A 20,389-nucleotide genomic window follows, 5' to 3' on the forward strand; every position below is an offset into this window, starting at 1 on the left:
GTCGGATAAATACTTACGAAGCCGCGTAGATTATACGCGGCTTTTGTGTTTTTACAACTGCCAATCGATGCAGTTTTTTTTTATGAAAAGGGGAGTAGAAAGAATGAAAAACAAAAGCTTGATTTTTTCCTATTTTTTATTATTTGGGTTTTTAGTGTCGATGTATGGGTATGGCATGGGTGTGAAACAGACCAAGGCTTCATCGAGTGAACAAACAACGACTCATAAGACGGTAGGTATCTTACAATATGTCAGTCACCCAGCACTAGATACCATTAAAGAAGGCGTCATTGAAGGATTAAAAAAAGGTGGCTATACAGAAGGTGACAATTTGACCATTCGCTTTCAAAATGGCCAAGCCGACCAAAGTAAGCTAGCAACGATGAGTGAGCAGTTGGTAAATAATAAAGCAGATGTATTGGTTGGTATCGCGACTCCTGCGGCCCAAGCTCTAGCCAATACAACCTCGACGATCCCCATCGTTTTGGGTGCAGTGACTGATCCTGTTAGTGCCAAATTGGTCGCTAGCTTAAAAGAACCCGGTGGCAATATAACTGGGGTCTCAGATAAAGCACCAATCAACGCTCAATTTGAATTGGCACAAACGCTTTTGCCAAAAGCCAAAACAGTCGGAATCTTGTATTCATCGGCTGAAGACAATTCAAAATATCAAGTCGAAGAAGCGACAAAAATTGCAGAAGCATTGGGTTATACAGTGAAAAAATATGCTGTTCCTTCAACCAATGAAATTAGTCAAACTGTACAAGTAATGAGTGAAGCAGTCGATTTTATCTATGTGCCATTAGATAATACAATTGCCAATGCCATGGCTAGTGTCGTTGCCCAAGCCAACAAAACCAAAACACCGATTATCCCATCTGTGGATACCATGGTCGAACAAGGTGGACTTGCCACGGTTGGAATCAATCAAAAAGAATTGGGCATCAAAACAGGTGAAATGGTTGCGGCCATCTTAAATGGAAAATCAAACCCAGCGACCACACCAGTCTATACATTCTCTAGTGGGGATATTATTGTGAATACAAAACAAGCAGAACTTCTTGGTATTAATATCCCAGATGATATTTTAGAAAAAGCGACGATTGAAGGGGACGAATGAGATGAAAAAACTAAGTAAGGGCATCGCCGGTCTGGCTTTCTTTTTGGCATTGGGGATTGGTGGGTATCTCGTAGGGTTGCAACAAGGAACCAGCAAGGTAGCTACAACCACGACGAGCACGCAAAAACATTACACAATTGGCATTTTGCAATACATTAGCCATCCCTCACTAGATCAAATCAAAAAAGGAATTATCGATGGTTTGGATAAAGAAGGATATACAGATGGGAAAAATGCGACCATTACCTTTTTAAACGGGCAAGGAGATCAAAGTAAGCTCAAAACAATGAGCCAGCAATTGGTGTCAGAAAATCCTGATGTCTTAATTCCGATTGCAACACCAGCAGCGAAAGCCATTGCCAATGAAACAACGACGATTCCCATCGTGGCAGGTGCAATCTCTGATCCGGTGGGGTCGGGACTAGTGACTAGTGTAACAGAGCCTACCGGTAATATTACCGGCGTACAAAATAAAGCTCCCATCGCTGATCAAATCAAGCTTTTAAAAGAATTATTACCTGATGCAAAAACGATTGGTGTCATCTATTCCGCCAATGAAGAAAATTCAAAAAGTTATGTTAAAGCAATCACGGAAAAAAGTACTGAAGCTGGGTACGAAATCAAAAGCTATGCAATTCAATCTAGCAATGATTTGGCACAAACCGTCCAAATGATGAGTCAAGAGACAGATATCATCTATGTTCCGCAAGACAATGGTATCGCTAGCGCATTTCAAACCTTAATGAACGAAGCAAACAAAGCAAAGAAACCAGTCTTTGTTTCTGTTGATAACATGGTTGAAGAAGGCGGCTTGGCGACTGTCGGCCAAGATCAGTATCAACTTGGTATCCGTACAGCAAAACTAGTGGCGAAAGTCTTAAAACAAACGAGTAAAACAACCTTGCCTTTTGATGTCGTATCAACGGGGAATGTCATTGTAAATGAAGAGAAGGCAAAGGAATTAGGTATCACAATTCCAGAAGATGTATTAAAAGACGCAACAATCGTAGGGGGAGACTAGCATGATTATTTCATCTATTGGCCAAGGATTTTTATGGAGTATACTTGGACTTGGCATCTTTATGACGTTTCGAATATTAAACTTTCCAGATATGACGACAGAAGGTTCCTTTCCACTAGGAGGAGCGGTCTGTGTGACGGCTATTGTTCACGGTATTTCACCCATTTTAGCAACAGTACTTGGTATTTTAGCAGGTATGTGTGCAGGATTAGTGACTGGCCTGTTGTACACAAAAGGAAAAATTCCTGTCTTATTGGCTGGTATTTTGGTTATGTCAGCGTTGAACTCAGTGATGTTATTCGTCATGCAAACACCCAATCTCTCACTGTTAAATCAGCCCAAAATATTGGATTCTTTAAAGGTTCTCCAATTGCCAACGAACTTTGATACGGTCGTATTAGGCATAATTGTCCTAGCACTTTTACTTGCTGTATTGTATTACTTTTTCCAAACGGATCTAGGTCAAGCGTACATCGCGACTGGCGACAATGAATCGATGGCTCGCTCGATGGGCATCCAAACAGATTGGATGAAAATCATGGGATTGGTTTTATCAAATGGGGTGATTGCTCTTTCTGGTGCGCTTATCGCCCAAAATGATGGCTATGCGGATGTGAGTAAAGGAACGGGGGTCATCGTCATTGGGTTAGCATCGATTATTATTGGGGAAGTCCTTTATGGCGAAGTGACGTTTTTCGAGCGATTGATTGCCATAGTCATTGGTAGTGTCATTTATCAATTATTAATTTTATTAGTGATTAAGCTTGGCTTTGACACGACCTACTTGAAGATTTTTTCAGCCATTATCTTATCTATTTGTTTGTTGATTCCGCAATTAAAATCAGCATTAAACTTAAAAACTGGACTGGAAAAGGAGGAACTCTAAATGGCACGCTTAGCAATCAATCAAGCCACTAAGATTATAAATAATGGCGCCAATGAAAAAAAAGTCTTACTCGATCATTTGCAATTGACTGTCAATGAAGGAGAATTTGTCACTGTCCTTGGTGGCAATGGTGCAGGAAAAAGTACGCTCTTCAATATCATTTCTGGCTCGTTGGCCTTATCTAGTGGTGAAGTCGTGTTGGATGATACAGATATCACACGCTATTCGGAAGAAAAAAGAGCCCGCTACCTAGCCCGAGTCTTCCAAGATCCTAAGATGGGAACAGCTCCTCGCATGACTGTCGCTGAGAATTTATTATTAGCCCAATTCCGTGGCCAAAAAAGAGCATTTCGCCTTAGAAATCTGCAAAAACAACGGGACCATTTTTATGCGATGTGTGCCAAAATAGGCAATGGATTAGAAAATCATTTGGATACACCGACAGGAGATCTTTCTGGTGGTCAAAGGCAAGCCTTGAGCTTATTGATGGCTACTATCCGTCGACCAGACGTTTTATTACTTGATGAGCATACAGCAGCACTCGATCCAAAAACGTCAAAACAATTAATGCATTTAACCAATAAAAAGGTGCAAGAAGACAAGTTGACTTGTCTAATGATCACGCATCGCATGGAAGATGCGTTGCGCTATGGTAATCGCTTGATTGTCCTACAGAAAGGAAAAATTGTTCAAGATTTTTCTGAAGAAGAAAAAAGGAAGCTAACAATGGTCGATTTGTTGAGTTTCTTCGAAGACACCTATCCCGCATAAAAGGAAAAAGAAGGTTGACAATTAGATGGCAAGCACCTATACTAGATTCATCTTATCAGGTTGGAGCGATATGTATGAATCAAATGCTAGAACACTCACAACTGAATCGTTACTACTTTAGCTATTTTAGATAGGTTTGTATTCATGAATTTGGATACAAACGAGCAGTTTGTATCTATGATGGCTAGGGAGTTTTTGATATGTTAAGCCGCCACGTAGATGCTTTAAATCTACGGTGGCTATATATAATCGTATTCCATTTTGGAAGGGATGTTCACTGTAGATGAAAATCAACGTGAGCATCCTTTTTTGTGCTAAGGTTCTAGAGAGTTCAATGAGTTGCCCGAATGAAAAGGTTATGTTTAAAAAGAGGAGGATATGGATGGATCAAGCGATAGAAATTAATGGAAAGACGCGTCTTGCTGGCTTCTTTGCTAATCCAGCTAAGCACAGTATTTCCCCATTGATGCACAACACAGCATTTTCACTGCTGGGGATTAACGCTCGTTATCTAGCGTTTGAATTGCCGAGTGATGGATTAAAGCGGGCAATTCAAACCGTGCGTGATTTTGATATGTTAGGCGTTAATATTTCAATGCCGTTCAAGATTGAGGCGATGAGCTATATGGATGAGTTATCCGATTCAGCTCGTTTAAGTGGCTCAATGAATACGGTCGTTAATCTCGAAGGTAAATTAATTGGCTATAACACAGATGGAAGTGGTTTTTTTAAAGACTTGAGTGAGCGAGACATTTCGATTGTCGGGCAAACAATGACTGTGCTGGGTTGTGGTGGCGCAGCTTCAGCTATTGTTGCTCAAGCTGCTCTGGATGGAGCAAAGAAAATTTATGTGTTTAATCGTAAAGGGGCTTCGTTTGATTCATTTCGTCAACGATTAGCACTCATTCATCAAACGACGAATTGTCAGATTGAGTTAGTGCCCATCGATAATTTACAGATGTTAGCGCATGCCATAGATGCTAGTCGCTTATTGGTTAATGCGACATCACTTGGGATGAAACCGCATGAAAATCAGTTGCCGCTCCCTGAGGAAAGCTTGCAACGACTTCAGGCATCAACGGCTGTAGTCGATATTATCTACAATCCTTTTGAAACAAAATTGTTAACTTTAGCTAAGGAAAAAGGATGTCAGACGGCAAACGGATTAGGCATGTTGTTATACCAAGGGGCCGATGCATTTGAATTATGGACGGGTCAAAAAATGCCAACAGAAGAAATTTATCCGCTTGTATTGAAAGAAAAGACCAAAAAATAGGAGGAAAAGAAATGATTATCATTATGAAACCAACGGCAACAGAAAAAGAAATTCAAACGGTTATTGAGCGTGCGAACGACAATGGATTAGAGGTGCAGGTCAATACCGGCAGTGCACAAGTCGTATTAGGATTGATCGGTGATACACGTTCGGTGCAAGATGTGGCTTTCAAGAGTTATGATGGTGTGGAAGATGCCGTAAGAATTACCAATACGTACAAATTAACTTCTCGAGAATTCCATCCAGATGACACGGTGGTAGATGTAGATGGAGTAAAAATTGGCGATGGTAGTTTTGTGACGATGGCAGGACCTTGTTCAATTGAAGGGCTTGATCAAATTCGCATCTGTGCTGAAATGGCGAAAAAAGGGGGCGCAAAAATCTTGCGTGGAGGAGCTTTCAAACCACGGACATCTCCTTATGCGTTCCAAGGATTAGGAGAGGAAGGCTTAAAGCAAATTCGACAAGCTGCGGATGAATATGATATGAAAGTCATTACGGAAGTCATGGATGAGGGGCACATCGACATGGTAGCCGCCTATAGTGACATTATCCAGATTGGTGCCCGCAATATGCAAAACTTCAAATTGCTCTCAGCTGTCGGCAAAACAGGAAAACCAATTGGCTTAAAACGTGGCATTTCAGGTACCATTTCAGAATGGTTGAATGCAGCTGAATACATTGCGGTCGAAGGGAAAAGCCCAATTATTTTCATCGAACGAGGGATTCGGACGTACGAAACAGCGACCAGAAATACCTTTGATTTGAGTGCAGTGCCAATTATCAAAAAATTCAGTCATTTCCCAATTATTGTAGACCCAAGTCACGGTACTGGTGTCTGGGATTTAGTAGGACCGATGGCAAGAGCGGGCGTTGCCAGTGGCGCGGATGGTATGATTGTAGAGATTCATCCAGATCCAAAGAATGCGTGGTCGGATGGTCCTCAGTCACTCAATGAAAAAACGTATGTGCAAATGATGAAAGAAGTTGAAATTTTAGTAGATGCGATGAAAAAAATTCGTCAATTAGAAACAATCTGAAAGAAGGAACAATGATGCTAACAATCAAGACAGCGAATCATGAATATGATATTTTGATTAAAAAAGGAGCCTTAAAAACGATGGGCGAGTGGTTACAATCGCTTTGGGTTCCTCAAAAAATTGCCGTTATCTCTGACTCACGAGTATCTGAACTTTATGCAAAGACCGTTGTCCAACAATTGAAGGCAGCTGGTTTTACAGTAACGTTGATGGTAGTGCCAGAAGGAGAGCAAAGTAAGTCATTGATACAGGCAGCGAAATTATATGAACAACTTGCTGAACAAACATTTACGCGAACAGATGGTATTGTAGCTTTGGGTGGTGGGGTTATCGGTGATTTGGCCGGCTTTGTTGCATCGACTTATATGCGTGGCATTCATTTTGTGCAAGTCCCTACTAGTTTATTGGCGCAAGTCGATTCAAGCATTGGCGGCAAGACAGGTGTAAATACTGCGACTGCGAAAAACTTAGTCGGCACATTTTATCAACCAGATGGTGTGTTAATTGACCCTGAAGTTCTTAGTACACTCGAGCCAAGACGGATTCGTGAAGGAATTGCTGAAATCGTGAAGAGTGCCGCGATTGCCGATGAACCTTTCTGGGAAGAACTAGCAACCTATCGCGATGAATTTGATTTACTGACTCATGCGGAATCTGTCATTGTACAAGCTTTAAAAGTAAAGCAAACTGTCGTCGAAGAAGATGAATTCGATAATGGGTCACGCTTAATATTGAATTTTGGTCACACCATTGGTCACGCGATTGAAAAAACAGCTGGTTATGGCGTTGTCAGCCATGGTGAAGCTGTAGCGATAGGAATGGTTTTAATTAGCCAAGCTGCTGTAAAAAAACAAACAATGCCAGTAGATACCGATAAAAAAATCGCACAAATGTTAGAAAAATTCCATTTACCTATTAGTGTAGAAGGGTTAGAATTAGAAAATAAAACATTAATTCAAGCAATTGCGAACGATAAAAAAACACGAGGCCAAAAAATCAAGATTATTTTGCTTGAAAAAATAGGTAAAGCGAAGATTGTTCCATTAGATCTTGCTGATTTTCGTGATTATGTTCATCTAGAGGGGGAAATTTAACATGCGTTATATTACTGCTGGAGAGTCACACGGACCAGAACTAACAGCAATCATTGAAGGATTACCAGCGGGTATGCCTTTATCAGCTGAAGATATTAATACCGAGCTTGCTCGCCGCCAGACTGGCTACGGAAGAGGCGGTCGGATGTTGATCGAAACTGACCGTGTACGAATTACTTCTGGTGTGAGACATGGAAAGACATTGGGTTCTCCTGTCACATTAGTGGTTGAAAATAAAGATTTTAAAAACTGGACCAAAGTTATGGGGTTAGAGCCAGTATCGGAAAAAGAAGCAAAAATGCGCCGCGTTGCTCGACCTAGACCCGGCCATGCTGACTTGGTTGGTGGGATGAAATACCATCATTCTGATTTGAGAAATGTTTTGGAACGTTCGTCTGCTAGAGAAACGACGATGCGTGTAGCAATTGGCGCGATTGCCAAAAAATTACTTGCTGAACTAGCCATTGATGTAGCTGGTCATGTGGTGAACTTAGGAGGAATTGAGGCAACCATTCCTGACGGCTTGTCTGTTGCACAAGTACGCGAGCAATCAGAAGCATCAGATGTTCGGGTAGTAGATCCTACCGTAGAACAACCAATTCGTGACTTAATTGACCAAACGAAAAAAAATGGCGATACAATTGGCGGAGTTGTCGAAGTCTTGGTTGGCGGCGTACCTGCTGGCTTAGGTAGTTATGTGCAATGGGATAAAAAATTAGATGCAAAAATTGCCCAAGCAGTGGTAAGCATCAATGCATTCAAAGGGGTGGAGTTTGGCGTTGGTTTTGAAGCGGCGAATTTACCTGGTTCAAAAGTTATGGATGAAATTTTATGGGAAGAACAAAAAGGCTATACGCGACGAACCAATCATCTTGGCGGATTTGAAGGTGGGATGACCAATGGAGAAGTCTTGATTGTCCGTGGTGTAATGAAACCAATCCCGACATTATACAAACCATTACAAAGTGTCGATATAGACACGAAAGAACCCTATAAAGCGAGTGTGGAACGCTCTGACAGTACGGCTGTTCCTGCAGCGAGTGTGGTTTGTGAGAGTGTCGTAGCGACAGTGGTTGCCAATGAACTGTTAGAAAAATTCCCAAGTGATTCCTTTGAAGAATTAAAAGAAGCTGTTTTAGCTTATCGTACCTATTTGAAAAACTTTTAAAAAAATAGGGGAGCGATGAAAATGGAGCAAACAGTTTTTATAGTTGGATTAGGATTAATTGGTAGTTCGTTGGCTGTGTGTATAAAAAATGAACATCCAGACATCACATTACTTGGCTACGATGCCCATCAAGAAACAATGGCTATCGCTAAGCAGCAAAGAATAATTGATGACTTTACAGAAGATTTTGAACAGGCTTGTTTAAAAGCGGATATTATTATTTTGGCAGGACCTGTTCACACCACACTTGCTTACTTAAAACAGCTTGCTGGTTATGCATTGAAACCCAATGTTTTAGTCACAGATGTTGGCAGTACTAAATTTGAGATTGTTCGATATGCCGAGCAATTTACGTTTGATTTTATCGGAGGGCATCCGATGGCCGGCTCGCATAAATCAGGCGTCTTAGCAGTCGACAAGCGTTTATTTGAAAATGCGTATTTTCTTTTTACGCCAGCCAGACAAAATGATGACCGAGTCAATGAATTGCAACAACTTTATCAAGGGACAAAGGCCAAGTTTATTGAGCTCTCTCCCACAGAACACGACAGCATTACCGGTATGGTCAGCCATCTGCCGCATATCATAGCATCTAGCTTGGTTAACCAAGCAGACTCTTTTTCAGCTGAACACCCACGTGTCAGACAACTCGCTGCCGGCGGATTTCGTGATGTGACTCGCATTGCTTCTTCTGATCCGACCATGTGGACGGATATCCTTTTAAGTAATCAGACACTATTGGTCGAATTAATTGATGCATGGCAGCAAAATATGGACCAAGTAAAACACTGGATTCAGAACAGTCAAAAAGAGGCTATCTACACGTTTTTTGAAAATGCAAAAGAGACTCGTGATACGTTACCTATTCATCAGCGGGGAGCGATTCCCGGCTTTTATGATTTGTTTGTTAACGTCCCCGACCATCCTGGGGTGATTGCTGAAGTGACTTCACTCATTGCCGAAGCAAAATTATCGCTAGTTAATGTAAAAATTTTAGAAACTCGTGAAGATATCATTGGTATCTTGCAACTAAGCTTTAAAAATGAAGAAGATTTACTCGCTGCTAAAAATGAAATCGAAGCAAAAACATCGTATCATTGTCATATGAAATAGGAGGCGTTCTTTTGAAATTACATCAAGCCAAAAGCTTAAACGGTACACTTGCCGTTCCTGCAGATAAATCCATCTCCCATCGAAGTATTATGTTTGGAGCGATTGCAAAAGGTGAAACAGTCGTTACGAATTTTTTAGAAGCAGAAGATTGCCTGAGTACATTGAAAGCTTTTCAAGATTTGGGTGTCTCTATCGAACGAAGGGGCTCATCATTAAAAATTCAAGGTGCAGGATTCAAAGGATTTTCGCCTGCAAAAGAACCGTTGGATATGGGCAATTCCGGTACAACGACTCGTTTAATCATGGGGATTTTAGCCAATCAACCATTTCAAAGTATTTTAGTAGGTGACGACTCCCTATCTAAAAGGCCCATGAATCGAGTAATCGATCCGTTAAAACAAATGAATGCGAAACTGACAGGGAAAAATGAGTCCGGCTATGCTCCCATAACGATTTCTCCTTCTGAATCGTTACAACCAATCCATTACACGATGCCTGTCGCGAGTGCGCAAGTGAAATCAGCTATTTTATTTGCTGCGTTGCAGGCCGATGGGGAATCCACTATTATCGAAAAAGAGCCATCACGCAACCATACTGAAGAAATGATTAAACAATTTGGTGGAACAATTGAGGTTGAAGGCAAAACCATTAAAATTAGCGGTCCACAGGAGTTGACGGGTCAAACGGTTACAGTACCTGGTGATATTTCATCAGCAGCATTTTTCTTGGTAGCAGGAGCTATTGGGAAAGACAGTCGCTTAGTATTGAAAAATGTTGGCGTAAATCCAACCAGAACAGGAATTTTAGATGTATTAAATAAGATGGGCGCAAGACTGACCATTTTAAATGAAGATACACATAACCAAGCAGCAGATATAGAAATCCGTTCTAGCAAATTAGTAGCGACTGAAATTGGTGGCGAGATTATTCCACGCCTCATTGATGAAATTCCTGTCATTGCGTTATTAGCTACTCAAGCAAAGGGCACGACAATTATTAAAAATGCAGAAGAATTAAAAGTGAAAGAAACCAATCGCATCGATGCCACTGCGAATGAATTACGCAAGCTTGGTGCCAATATTGAGCCAACTGCCGATGGATTGATTATTTATGGACCAACTAAACTCCACGGTGGTCATGTCTCAAGTCATGGTGATCACCGTATTGGAATGATGTTGCAAATTGCTGCCCTTCTGACAGATGAGACGATTGAATTGGAACATCCCGAAGCGGTATCTATCTCTTATCCACAGTTCTTTACTGACTTTGAACGTTTAATTACTGAGGAAGATTAATTATGCAAATAGTGCTAGTAGGATTTATGGGTTCCGGAAAAACGACAATTGGTTCACTTCTAAGCAAGGAGCTAAACCAGTTATTTATCGATACGGATGAGACCATTACAAACAGAATCAATATGAGTGTAAATGAATACTTTACCTTGTACGGTGAACCAAAGTTTCGTCAGTTAGAAACGACGGTTTTAGCTGAATTAACCGAAAACAAAGGTGTTTTATCGACAGGTGGTGGAATTGTTACAAATGAAGCGAATCGCTCCATTTTAAAACAGTTACCTCACGTCGTTTACTTAAAAACAGCCCCCGATGAATTTATTCGCCGTTTAGAGGCAGATAAAACCAACGTACGTCCATTGTTCCTTTCACGGACGACAGATGAAATGATTGCTTTATTCCAAGAACGAGAGTCCTTTTATCATGAGGTAGCTTCTCATATTGTGGAAACAACGAACAAAACTCCAGAAGCGATTGTTTTAGAAATAATGAAAGAGGTAGGAGTGGAATAGTGAAAATTGGTTATTTAGGCCCTAAAAACTCGTTTACTTATCAAGCGACCAATGCAGCATTTCTAAATCAAACGCAACTTGCTTTTTCAACCATTCAAAAGTGCCTAGAAGCAACGATTGCAAAAGAAGTTGATATGGCGGTCATTCCTATCGAGAATTCTTTAGAAGGATCTGTTCATGCTAGTATGGATTATTTGTTTCATTCTAAAGAATTAACCGTGCAGCAAGAAATAATTTTGCCTATCCGTCAACAATTGATGGCGACAAATCCGGGAATACCCGAAGTTATTATGTCCCATCCGCAAGCATTAGCACAATCTCAGGCGTATTTGTCTGCTCATTATCCAGATGTATCTATTGTACAAACACCATCAACGACGTATGCTGCAGAATACGCGACATCGCATCCTCAAGAAAAGGTAGCAGCGATTGCATCCAAGCAAGCAGCCGCTGCCTTTGGTTTGACGATTATCGGTCAGGATATTCAAGACAATGATCAAAATGAGACCAGATTTTGGGTAATCACAAGAAAAGATAAACCGACCGAATCAGCAAGTAAAGTCACTCAAGGTAAATTGTCATTCTTTTTAACATTGCCATCTAATCAACCAGGCGTGCTACATAAGATGCTAGCAGCTTTTGCTTGGCGTGGGATTGATTTGGCAAAAATTGAATCACGTCCATTGAAGACAAGTCTAGGTCAATATTATTTTATTATTGATTTAGCCGTTGAAGATAATGTTGCATTAGCATATTATGCATTTGAGGAAGTGTCCTTATTAGGAGCGAAAATCCGTGTATTAGGCCCCTATGAGATTCGTATCGTAAAATAAAAATAGCCAAATCTAATTTTTGGAAAAAAAGTATTTTTTAAGGAGTGTGATAGAGTTTTGTCACACTCCTGTCTGACTTGTCTTCTTGTTGCCGGAAATTGCGAATTAAGTAATACGACAGCTATGGATTGCTTGATTTATTCAGCAAAAAAAGACGATTAGCTTATGCGGAGATTGTTAATTTTTTCTAATTAGTACTTTCACATTGTTTTATACTAGGTTATCCTATAGTAGAAGATACTGTCACTTAGGGGGAACTGCAATGAGCAAAAGAATGGATCGCCACAAGAATGGTGAAAATGATCTATTCTCAAGAGAGGCTTATCGACGTTCAAAACTGGTAAAACAATTAGACGAACAAGAAGATAACTACCTTGATACAGATTGGTCCGATACTGATGACCTAATAGATATAGCAAACGAATACGATACGCCAGAAGCGTATGAGGAGTATGCTAACTATTATTATGAGCACAAGCAGCCTTCTCGAATGCATGTAAAGAGAAAACAACGAAGAGCCATTTATTATAATACGAATAAAGATACAATCGATCCAGAAGACCATACCGATTCTTTCGATAGTGAACTTGAGGTAGTTGAATCCTCGCAAGTTACTAAATCGCCGAAACAGAAAAAGACCAAGAAAAAGAAAAAACACCGCATCTTAAAATTCATTCTATTGTTACTAGTACTGATCATTAGCTATTGTGCTGGCGGCTTTTACTTAGGTCAAAAAGATGCAAAAAGTGAAGCCTCAACACTAAAATCGCAAACTTTCAATGGAGTAACTTCAGAAGACGGCTCTAAAAATATTTTATTAATCGGTAATGACAGTCGTGACGGTGAAAATGCTCGGGCAGATACCATTATGATTTTAAGTTTTGCCGGCAAGTCTAAAACACCAAAGTTAATATCAATCATGCGTGATTCCTATGTCGATATCCCAGGGTATAATTCTACCAAAATAAATGCTGCTTATGCGTATGGTGGTGCAGAGTTATTAAGAAAGACTATTAAAGAAAACCTTGGTATTGACACGAAGTATTACGTAACAGTAGATTTTCAATCCTTTGAAAAAGTTGTGAATGCATTGTTTCCTGATGGGGTAGCAATTAATGCTGAAAAATCACTCGATCTTGATGGTATCCAAATTGAAAAGGGTCAACAGGTGATGAATGGGTTAAAGTTGCTTCAATATGCTCGGTTTCGACATGATGAAGAGGGGGATTTTGGGCGCATTCGCAGACAACAACAAGTGATGACTGCTATCTTTTCTCAATTAAAATCACCGATGGCTCTTTTACGGTTACCCTATGCAGCTGGAAAAGCACTGGGATATACTGCCAATGATATTCCGATTAGCTACTATGCAAAAATTGGTTTTTCATTAGTCAAGGGTGCATCTTCTTTGCAACGATTATCTGTTCCAGTTGATAGTACATGGGAGTTTGGGACGACAGCAGATGGGGAAAGTGTTATTTATTTTGATAATGATATTGAAACAAAAGCTATTAGCAAGTTTCTTGCACAATAAAGGCGATTTATATTTCAAATAGCAAGTTATTTATGCTATATTATATTTATGTGAAAACTTGTTGAAACGGGGAAATGAAATGAAGTTAGCCATAGTTACTGATAGTACCGCTTTTATACCTGAAAGAGTACGTGGCCATAAAGATTTGTATGTTATACCAATTCCAGTCATTATTGATGGCAAGAGTTATAATGAAGGAATTGATATTGAACCAGATGAATATTATGAGTTATTAAATAATAGCGCCGAATTTCCAACGACATCTCAACCATCATTAGGTGAAACGATAGAAATCTACCGTGATTTGCAGAGAAAAGGATATGATACTGTCATTAGTATTCATCTTTCTTCTGGAATTTCTGGTTTTTATTCTACTTTGTTTACACTTAAAGATGATATCGAAGGATTAGACCTGATCCCTTATGATTCCTTAATTACTAGTATGCCTATGGGTCATATGGTTGAAGCTGCACTTGATGACCTTGATGAAGGATTTGATATACAGGCGATTTTAGCACATCTGGATAAGATTCGTGACCATACGTATGCGTATCTAATTGTTGAAGATTTAAATAATCTAGTTCGTGGTGGTCGCTTAACGAATGGCGCCGCATTAATTGCTGGTTTATTGAAGATTAAGCCAATCTTAACGTTTGATCAAGGCAAAATTGTCTTATTCGAAAAAATTCGTTCGAGTAAAAAAGCATTTAAACGAGCTGAAAAAATTATCGGGCAACGTATAAATGATATTCCATACCCGGTAAAATTATATGTGATTCATGCCAATAATTTAAGTGTGGCACTAGAAGAAAAAGAACATTTGCAAAAAGAATACCCAAATGCAATTATTGAAATTGGTCATTTTGGACCAGTTATTGGCACTCATTTAGGAGAAAAAGCGATTGGTTTAGCTATATCTGCACAATAAACAACAAAAACAAGCATAAATCCTTTGTTATGCTTGTTTTTGTGTATTAAGAAGGGGGCCAATCAATCAATAGAGCCGAAATGAACGACAAGTTTACCATTATTCTTTTCCATATAACTTTGTATAATATATATTATGTAAACTAAAATATAGTAAAATAAAATCACTGCTATTTAATCATTCATTTTGATGCTACACCCTCCTTTTTCGCGTAAATACCTCTCTTTTGACCCGAAAAATTTTGGCTTGGGCTTTATTTTGCTAATTCATAGTAAAGTAATGTATTTATTGCTTTGAAATTCAACGACTGATACAAATTTAGTGCGATTTCATTTGTTTGATCTACTTGTAAAAAAATTGACCTGCAATCAAATTCAATTAGTTTATGAATGGCCCATACTAATAATTCGCGACCTAATTTTTTTCCACGATATTCTTCATAAATTTCCAACCCATAGATTCCACCATAACCAGGCAAAACTTCTAAGCGAACTTCGCCAACCGGTTGCCCATGAAAACTTGCTACATGTCGATGGTTTACTGGATCGGCCTCAGTGACTTCTATACGAAATGGTGAACATTCGAGTAAATTGGGCATTACTTGCAAATACATATCAGATTCTGCATGATGAAAGTTTGTTGGGATTTGTTTGATGAATCGTAAGCCTTCTGCTCCGTTTTTATCGCAAATAAGGAGTATTTTTTGTGTACGTCTTCGCTGAACTTCTTTATCGGCTAAGGAAAAAAGGTGTGTAAAGATTCCTTGTTTGCGATAGTTTGGATCGACCATTCCGTTTACTTCAAGCTCCTCTTCACTAAATGAGCAAATGCCAAGATAACCCACAAGTTTAGTGCCTTGGTAGCAGAGAAATTCATTCAGAGTAGCATCTTCATCAGGAGTTGTAGTTGCTTGTTGTCGCTTGAAATCTAGTTCTAATTTCAATTGAATGTCTTCAAATTCACTACAGCGACTCTCTAGGGAATGGATGTCTTCATATAGAATAGATGTTATAAGTTTAACTGCTTGATAGGTGTACGCTAAATGATCCATTAGTTCCCTCCGATAATGACAGCCATCGTTAAAGGAGTGTAACAACAGTCTGCCACACTCCTTTTTATTTACGATAAGATTTTTACAAAAAATGCAGCCCCAAATTGTTGCAAAAACTGTTGACCAATCATTGGTTGGCTATTAGTATTTTGCTCGGTAAATATGGCAAAGTTGTAGTTGCGTTCCTGATACACGATTCTGCCCACATCATGATAAATACCATCTAATGTGCCATTTTTATTATAAAGTTGTAGTTGTGGGATATCTTTTTCGGTGACGCTAGCAAATATGCCTTCACGAAATTGTTGGTTTGCTAATGAATCTTTCATCAAATCATATACGTGTTGATTTGAGCCAGTTTTTGGTTTGAAAATATCTGCAATCATTCGTGTAGCGTCATGTGCTGAAAGTGTATTTTGTTTATCTGAGTGAAAGTCCATAAAATAGCGTTGCACGTTCGCACTTGGGTATCTATGATGTAGCCAAGATTGCATCGTTGCCATACCATAATAGTCTATTAAGGCATTCGCTGCTGTGTTATCCGAAACAGACAACATTAACTGGATGAGTTCAGCTATTTGCCAAGTGGATTTTTTGGTCAATAAATGGAGTACCCCTGCACCAGCGACACGCGTTTTTAGCGTTACGGTCTTAGAAGTATCGACTTCATGCTCTGCAATATATAGCGCAATTCCTAGCTTAATGGTACTTGCTGCTGGAAATAGTTTTTCTGCTTGGTAGGAAAAAAGTATGTCTTGACCATCTTGTATTAAGATACCCATAGCTAATTGCTCAGCGTAGGTTTCAATCAATCCCTGCCACACATTCACTAAGTCCTCCTCTACTATCATTCCCAATACCTGCGAATCATACAGAGTTCTTTTTGATAGTTCGTATCAATGATATGTGTGATTAATACCTTTGAACCAGGTGTTTGGGAGTGAATCATGAGATTGCTACCTAGATAGACGCCCACGTGATGAATGAATCCTTTTCCCTCTTCATACGCAAAAAATAGTAAATCTCCTGGCAACGCTTCTTCTAAGGTTACTTTTTTACCAGCTAAGGCTTGTTCATGCGCATCCCTTGCAATCAAAATACCGTGTGCTCGATGCAAACTATAAGCAAAACCTGAACAATCAAATCCAGAACCACTAATTCCGCCCCACACATAGCTGAGTCCGCGAAATTGTTTCGCTAGGTGAACAAGATTATTTGCTAAATCTTCTCCGGTAAAGGCGTTTGTTTTTTGGCAATAATACCGATCAATTGTTGCTTGCCCAAGTGGCGTATGAACCAAGTAATTTGTAGGCCATTCTTCGATAATTGGAAAGACACAGCCAAAGGGATACTCGACCTCAGATGCTAACCCATCACAAAATTTTAAAGGTGCATACTGGCGCGTAATGGCTACCTTCTCTACCTCATCTACCTGATAAGTCAGCGGGATAGAATCCTCGGCTTCTATCCACCCTTCATACCCTTTCTCTTCTCCTACTTTCCCTTGTCCAATTGCTGCGATTTTTTTCCAGCCATCTTTTTCTGTTAAGACTTCGACTGGGTCGCCGAAGACTAGCTCTGAATCAACCAAATCAGCATCATGCAACAACAGGGCATCCTTGCCAGTAAGTAAGCCTAATTCTGCACTAATGGATTGATTCATCGTGGTTAAAACAGCATTTTCTTCTGGTCGTTTCCATAAAAAAACATGGCGTTTCTGAATGATTTCTTTCATGCTCGTCCCTCCTCTAACCAAATGCCTACACCTGCTTGATTGGATAAGGTTAAGGTATTTTTACTGATGGTAAAACCCATCTGTTTTTTCGCTTGCTCAGTTAACTTCCACATAAACGGAACATCTAAGTCGTTATACGCGAGTGTGTTCATACCTGCTGCAAAATGAACGGCTGCGGCCATTCCCACATATCCTTCAATCATTGAGCCCATCATGCAAGGGATTTGTTCTTTTTGTGCTAATTGAAAAATTTCTAATGCACCTTGGATGCCTGCCGTTTTCATCAATTTTAGATTAAACATATGACAAGCCTTGTGCTGAATCAATGCTTGTGCATCAGCTAAGTTATAGAGACTTTCATCGGCCATAATGGGAAACGGACTGTTTTTCGTCACAAAAGCTAATCCGTCCAAATCATGTGCTTTCACGGGTTGCTCGATAAATTGAATGGGCAAGCCTTTCCAGGATTGGATAATTTCAACTGCTTCACGGGGTTCCCACCCTTGATTTGCATCAATTCGAAATTGAATCTTCCCATCCAGCGCTTGATTCATTGCTTTTAATTTAGCAACTTCTACTTCGGGATCATCTAGTCCCATTTTGACTTTTAGTTCGGTGAAGCCTTGCTTTACATAGCCTTGTGCATCAGCGACCATTTTTTCCTTTGAGCCGATACTGATGGTGTAATCTGTTTGTAAAGACGCTTGCTTGCCACCAAGGTATTGATAAAGTGGTTGTTGCGCTTGTTTGGCTAGAGCGTCAAAAACAGCGATATCGATCGCTGCTTTTGCACTTGTCGCATGAGGAACAAGTTCTTTTAGTTCAGTTAACATATTTATTGGGTGGCTCAATTCTCGCCCCGATAAATACGGTCGATAACATTGTGTAATATCATGCCAGATGCTTTCTTGCGTGTCACCAGTAATTGCAGGAGTCGGTGCAGCTTCCCCCACACCGACAATCCCATTATCCAGATAGATTTTTACGCGTACAACATCCAATGTCTGCACTTCTCTCAGTGCTGTTTTGAATGGTGTCTTTAGTGCAATTGGAACGAGTTCTGTTTGAACTTCTTTAATCTTCATACGATACGACTCTTTTCATTAATGTTATTTAATATATGCCCATTTGAAATCATATTGCGCACCAGCTGGGTGACTTACGATTCCTTTAAGACTAGATGAACGCAAGTGCGCTTCTTTTGGTTGATACAATGGAACGATACCCATGTCATCATTCAAGATGGTGTCAGCATCGATCATATCTTGCCAACGTTTTGTTTCGTCATTGGCATCTTCATTTGCCGCTGCTGTGACTGCTTTATTGTAATCAGCGTTAATCCATTTGCCGCGGTTATAAGAGCTGTCTTCTAGGAATAAATCCAAGAACGTACTTGGGTCATTGTAGTCAGCTACCCAATTGTTTAAGGCTACTTGGAAATCTCCAGAGTTTACACGATCAAGTCGAACAGTACCAGGTACCGGTGTTAAGTTAACCGTAACGCCTGACAAAGTATCTTCGATTTGAGCTTTCATGTATTGAGTAACTTGTTTCGTTGCATCGGTATCAGATGAAAGGAAATCAAAGCTTAACGATGTAATTCCTAATTCTGATTTTGCTTTTTCCCAGTATTCTTTGGCTTTTGCTTGGTCATAATCCAATGATAGATTCGCATCTTTGGTGAAGTCAGCTTTGGTTTCAGAATTATAAGACATTCCTGATGGCACCAAACCAGTCGATACGACTGAGCCATTACCTAAAATATTGTCAACTAGGCTTGCACGATCGATTGCATATGAAATGGCTTTGCGCAAGTTTGCATTGCGGTATGGTGAATCGCTGGCTGCTTGATTGAATTCCACATAGAAAGTAGCAGCAAGTGGTTCGGCAACGTATTCTTTGTCATCTGCTTTTTGCTTGGCTAGCTCGCCAGTTAGTGAGATATCTTGGGCTTGTCCGTCTTCAAACATATTATAAGCAGTTGACGTCTCTTTGACTACTGAGAAATTAATAGTAGATAATTTAACATTCTTCTTATCCCAATAAGTATCATTTTTTACTAATTTCCATTCTGTGTCGATACCAGGTCCATCGTAACCTTCTAATTTAAATGGTCCATTAAAGATTAAATGGTCACTTGTTGATGCATAGTTTGTACCTTGCTCTTCGATATATTTTTGATTTTGTGGGAAGAATGATGGAAAAGCTAACAGTGATGAAAAATAAGGTGTTGCTTTGTTTAAGGTAATCTCTAATGTATAGTCGTCTACTGCTTTGATCCCAAGTTCAGAGACATCTTTTTTTCCATCGGCTATATCATCAGCATTGACAACATTCGAGAACATAAATGCATATTGTGATGCCGTTTTTGGATCAACAGTTCGTTGCCAACCATAGACATAATCTTTGGCAGTTACTTTATCACCATTGGACCATGTTGCATCTTGACGTAATTTTACTGTATACGTCTTGCCATCAGCCGACACATCTGCTAAACTTTCTGCTCCTGCTGGAACGGCTTGGTTGTCTTCATCTAAACGATACAAGCCTTCATCATAGTTATTAATCATATAAAAGCTTAATGTATCTGTTGCGAGCGATGTATCTGCAGTTGCCAACTCAGAACCGATCAATTGTGTAAATTCTTGCTTTGTTTCACTGGATGTAGAAGTTCCTGTGCTTGATTGATTATTATAACACCCGCCTAATAAGGCTAAACCGAGAATCGAAAAACCGATTCGAGACATACTCCCTTTTTTCATTGCAAATCCCCCTAGATTTTTTTATTTTATTAACTTATTTTCATTAAATTCTAATTAAAAATAACAAAATAGTCAACCAGCACCACCCATTGACAAATTGCTGAAAATGATGCTAGTCCGTTTTCTAGCATCATTTTCGGTCTTTTATTCACAAATCATTCAATAAAAACACTGATATATAAAGGATTTCAACTATTTCATTTTTTATGTAGCGAAATGGGAAACCTCTTTTTTTTTCGTTTTTTTGTTCGTA

General features: G+C 39.6%; 19 protein-coding genes. 14 read left to right on the forward strand and 5 right to left on the reverse strand.

What is annotated here, in order from left to right; genetic code table 11:
- Positions 1-103 precede the first annotated feature (103 nt).
- The 14 genes from trpX (NE257_RS04170) to NE257_RS04235 all read left to right on the forward strand — a co-directional run bounded on the left by trpX (NE257_RS04170) (position 104) and on the right by NE257_RS04235 (position 14,588).
- A complete protein-coding gene (trpX, locus tag NE257_RS04170; protein ID WP_251854632.1) occupies positions 104-1,120 on the forward strand; it encodes a tryptophan ABC transporter substrate-binding protein in 1,017 nt (338 codons plus the stop codon).
- 1 nt (position 1,121) lies between these two features.
- Positions 1,122-2,141 (forward strand): tryptophan ABC transporter substrate-binding protein, encoded by a 1,020-nt coding sequence (gene trpX, locus NE257_RS04175; protein WP_251885844.1) that lies wholly within the window; start codon positions 1,122-1,124, stop codon positions 2,139-2,141.
- Between the two features lies 1 nt (position 2,142).
- Complete coding sequence (locus NE257_RS04180; protein WP_251851561.1) at positions 2,143-3,027, forward strand: ABC transporter permease; 885 nt, start codon at positions 2,143-2,145, stop codon at positions 3,025-3,027.
- Complete coding sequence (locus NE257_RS04185) at positions 3,028-3,798, forward strand: ABC transporter ATP-binding protein (protein WP_007208281.1); 771 nt, start codon at positions 3,028-3,030, stop codon at positions 3,796-3,798. It begins immediately after the preceding gene.
- 382 nt (positions 3,799-4,180) lie between these two features.
- Entirely contained in the window at positions 4,181-5,074 is an 894-nt protein-coding gene (gene aroE, locus NE257_RS04190) for a shikimate dehydrogenase (protein WP_040366547.1), read from the forward strand.
- A gap of 11 nt (positions 5,075-5,085) precedes the next feature.
- Positions 5,086-6,114 (forward strand): 3-deoxy-7-phosphoheptulonate synthase, encoded by a 1,029-nt coding sequence (gene aroF, locus NE257_RS04195; protein WP_040366546.1) that lies wholly within the window; start codon positions 5,086-5,088, stop codon positions 6,112-6,114.
- A gap of 14 nt (positions 6,115-6,128) precedes the next feature.
- Positions 6,129-7,208 (forward strand): 3-dehydroquinate synthase, encoded by a 1,080-nt coding sequence (aroB, locus tag NE257_RS04200; RefSeq protein ID WP_251885845.1) that lies wholly within the window; start codon positions 6,129-6,131, stop codon positions 7,206-7,208.
- 1 nt (position 7,209) lies between these two features.
- The gene (gene aroC, locus NE257_RS04205) at positions 7,210-8,376 is read left to right on the forward strand and encodes a chorismate synthase (RefSeq protein ID WP_251885846.1); all 1,167 of its coding nucleotides are present in this window, start codon (positions 7,210-7,212) and stop codon (positions 8,374-8,376) included.
- 21 nt (positions 8,377-8,397) lie between these two features.
- Positions 8,398-9,489 (forward strand): prephenate dehydrogenase, encoded by a 1,092-nt coding sequence (locus NE257_RS04210; RefSeq protein ID WP_040366541.1) that lies wholly within the window; start codon positions 8,398-8,400, stop codon positions 9,487-9,489.
- An 11-nt stretch (positions 9,490-9,500) separates the two neighbouring features.
- Complete coding sequence (aroA, locus tag NE257_RS04215; RefSeq protein ID WP_251854635.1) at positions 9,501-10,784, forward strand: 3-phosphoshikimate 1-carboxyvinyltransferase; 1,284 nt, start codon at positions 9,501-9,503, stop codon at positions 10,782-10,784.
- A 2-nt stretch (positions 10,785-10,786) separates the two neighbouring features.
- A complete protein-coding gene (locus NE257_RS04220; RefSeq protein WP_251851564.1) occupies positions 10,787-11,293 on the forward strand; it encodes a shikimate kinase in 507 nt (168 codons plus the stop codon).
- Positions 11,293-12,126, forward strand: a complete 834-nt coding sequence (pheA, locus tag NE257_RS04225; protein ID WP_251885847.1) for a prephenate dehydratase — start codon at positions 11,293-11,295, stop codon at positions 12,124-12,126. The genes NE257_RS04220 and pheA overlap by 1 nt, the downstream gene beginning before the upstream one ends.
- Before the next feature lie 262 nt (positions 12,127-12,388).
- Positions 12,389-13,660, forward strand: coding sequence for an LCP family protein (locus tag NE257_RS04230; RefSeq protein ID WP_251885848.1), 1,272 nt, complete (start codon positions 12,389-12,391; stop codon positions 13,658-13,660).
- Positions 13,661-13,739: 79 nt separating this feature from the next.
- Positions 13,740-14,588: a DegV family protein gene (locus NE257_RS04235; RefSeq protein ID WP_251885849.1), complete on the forward strand. Its 849-nt coding sequence runs from the start codon at positions 13,740-13,742 to the stop codon at positions 14,586-14,588.
- 253 nt (positions 14,589-14,841) lie between these two features.
- On the opposite strand, the gene NE257_RS04240 is transcribed toward NE257_RS04235, so the two are convergent.
- The 5 genes from NE257_RS04240 to NE257_RS04260 form a co-directional block, all read right to left on the reverse strand.
- Positions 14,842-15,639: a GNAT family N-acetyltransferase gene (locus NE257_RS04240; protein ID WP_251885850.1), complete on the reverse strand. Its 798-nt coding sequence runs from the start codon at positions 15,637-15,639 to the stop codon at positions 14,842-14,844.
- A 68-nt stretch (positions 15,640-15,707) separates the two neighbouring features.
- Positions 15,708-16,469 carry a serine hydrolase gene (locus NE257_RS04245; RefSeq protein ID WP_251869073.1) on the reverse strand — a complete coding sequence of 254 codons (762 nt, stop codon included), beginning with the start codon at positions 16,467-16,469 and terminating at the stop codon, positions 15,708-15,710.
- Between the two features lie 17 nt (positions 16,470-16,486).
- Entirely contained in the window at positions 16,487-17,374 is an 888-nt protein-coding gene (locus NE257_RS04250) for a C40 family peptidase (RefSeq protein WP_251885851.1), read from the reverse strand.
- Positions 17,371-18,459 (reverse strand): dipeptide epimerase, encoded by a 1,089-nt coding sequence (locus NE257_RS04255; protein WP_251851569.1) that lies wholly within the window; start codon positions 18,457-18,459, stop codon positions 17,371-17,373. The genes NE257_RS04250 and NE257_RS04255 overlap by 4 nt, the downstream gene beginning before the upstream one ends.
- 24 nt (positions 18,460-18,483) lie before the next feature.
- Positions 18,484-20,136 carry a peptide ABC transporter substrate-binding protein gene (locus NE257_RS04260; RefSeq protein WP_007208266.1) on the reverse strand — a complete coding sequence of 551 codons (1,653 nt, stop codon included), beginning with the start codon at positions 20,134-20,136 and terminating at the stop codon, positions 18,484-18,486.
- Positions 20,137-20,389: the final 253 nt, after the last annotated feature.

This window comes from Enterococcus italicus (assembly GCF_023743875.1).
Classification (GTDB): Bacteria; Bacillota; Bacilli; order Lactobacillales; family Enterococcaceae; genus Enterococcus_G; species Enterococcus_G italicus.

Bases quoted from the DNA above. Each gene is read 5' to 3' on its own strand.
- trpX (WP_251854632.1), top strand. From the start codon at position 104: ATGAAAAACAAAAGCTTGATTTTTTCCTATTTTTTATTATTTGGGTTT.
- trpX (WP_251885844.1), top strand. From the start codon at position 1,122: ATGAAAAAACTAAGTAAGGGCATCGCCGGTCTGGCTTTCTTTTTGGCA.
- NE257_RS04180 (WP_251851561.1), top strand. From the start codon at position 2,143: ATGATTATTTCATCTATTGGCCAAGGATTTTTATGGAGTATACTTGGA.
- NE257_RS04185 (WP_007208281.1), top strand. From the start codon at position 3,028: ATGGCACGCTTAGCAATCAATCAAGCCACTAAGATTATAAATAATGGC.
- aroE (WP_040366547.1), top strand. From the start codon at position 4,181: ATGGATCAAGCGATAGAAATTAATGGAAAGACGCGTCTTGCTGGCTTC.
- aroF (WP_040366546.1), top strand. From the start codon at position 5,086: ATGATTATCATTATGAAACCAACGGCAACAGAAAAAGAAATTCAAACG.
- aroB (WP_251885845.1), top strand. From the start codon at position 6,129: ATGCTAACAATCAAGACAGCGAATCATGAATATGATATTTTGATTAAA.
- aroC (WP_251885846.1), top strand. From the start codon at position 7,210: ATGCGTTATATTACTGCTGGAGAGTCACACGGACCAGAACTAACAGCA.
- NE257_RS04210 (WP_040366541.1), top strand. From the start codon at position 8,398: ATGGAGCAAACAGTTTTTATAGTTGGATTAGGATTAATTGGTAGTTCG.
- NE257_RS04220 (WP_251851564.1), top strand. From the start codon at position 10,787: ATGCAAATAGTGCTAGTAGGATTTATGGGTTCCGGAAAAACGACAATT.
- NE257_RS04230 (WP_251885848.1), top strand. From the start codon at position 12,389: ATGAGCAAAAGAATGGATCGCCACAAGAATGGTGAAAATGATCTATTC.
- NE257_RS04235 (WP_251885849.1), top strand. From the start codon at position 13,740: ATGAAGTTAGCCATAGTTACTGATAGTACCGCTTTTATACCTGAAAGA.
- NE257_RS04240 (WP_251885850.1), bottom strand. From the start codon at position 15,639: ATGGATCATTTAGCGTACACCTATCAAGCAGTTAAACTTATAACATCT.
- NE257_RS04250 (WP_251885851.1), bottom strand. From the start codon at position 17,374: ATGAAAGAAATCATTCAGAAACGCCATGTTTTTTTATGGAAACGACCA.
- NE257_RS04255 (WP_251851569.1), bottom strand. From the start codon at position 18,459: ATGAAGATTAAAGAAGTTCAAACAGAACTCGTTCCAATTGCACTAAAG.
- NE257_RS04260 (WP_007208266.1), bottom strand. From the start codon at position 20,136: ATGAAAAAAGGGAGTATGTCTCGAATCGGTTTTTCGATTCTCGGTTTA.